1 pseudogene is annotated in these 1,029 nt (G+C 42.8%); it reads left to right on the plus strand.

Going from position 1 to position 1,029, the window contains the following annotated elements:
- Positions 1 to 33: 33 nt before the first annotated feature.
- Positions 34 to 1,015, plus strand: a pseudogene (locus BUB22_RS15980) (IS982 family transposase).
- Positions 1,016 to 1,029 lie beyond the last annotated feature (14 nt).

Here is a 1,029-nt window from a genome sequence, read left to right on the forward strand (position 1 = left end):
ACCCGTTGGCGGAATTAATTTAAGTTGATAAATATGAGTAAAAAGTTGCACATATCGCTGATTTTTAGTAACTTAGTGGTGTTCAAAACATTAAGTCCAAACCATCGTATGTACAACCTTTATACAAAATTCGTCAAAATACTCGAGATATGCAAGCAATTCTCTGAAAATCTCGTCAATGAATCGGGTAATGTTCCACGTCGTGGTCCTGTTCCCAAGTTTTCGGATTTGGAAGTGGTGGCGCTATCCTTGACGGCAGAGACCGAGAGCATTGATAGTGAGAAGTGGTTGTTCGACTATAAATTGCAAGAGTACAAGGACAACATTCCTAATCTCATATCAAGGAGACAGTTCAATGACCGCAGGAAGAAAACGGCAGGCCTGTGTGAGGAACTGCGCAAGCGGATTGCCATGGAAATGGATGGCGGAGAGGAACAATTCTTTGTTGACTCCAAGCCGATAGAGGTCTGTAGGGTTGCAAGAGGAAAACGTTGCAAGATGGGACGTACCGGCAATTTCTCGCAAGCTCCCGACTTCGGCTTCTGTGCTTCGCAGAACACGTATTATTTTGGTTATAAGTTACACGCTCTCTGTGGGTTAAGTGGAAGTTATCCATTCCTATGATCTGTCAAAGGCAAGTGTGGCGGACCTCCATTATATGAAGGATGTAAAACATACTTATCACGACTGTAGCATCTATGGTGACAAAGGGTATATTGGAGCTGACGTACAGCTTGACTTGTTCGAAACCGCACACATAAGACTGGAGTGTCCGTATCGGCTCAACCAAAAGGATTGGAAACCGACATTCATTCCGTTTGCAAAGGCAAGAAAGAGGATTGAGACAATATTCTCACAACTTACAGACCAGTTCTTGGTCATCAGGAACTATGCGAAAATAACGAATGGTTTGTTTGCCAGGATCATTGGCAAAATTAGTGCACTTACCATTCTGCAATACGTAAACTTCATTAACGACAAGCCCATTGGCAGAATTAAGTATGCACTAAATTAATTCCGCCAACAGGT

Origin of the sequence: Fibrobacter sp. UWCM, from assembly GCF_900129735.1 — a bacterium.
In the GTDB taxonomy this organism is placed as follows: domain Bacteria; phylum Fibrobacterota; class Fibrobacteria; order Fibrobacterales; family Fibrobacteraceae; genus Fibrobacter.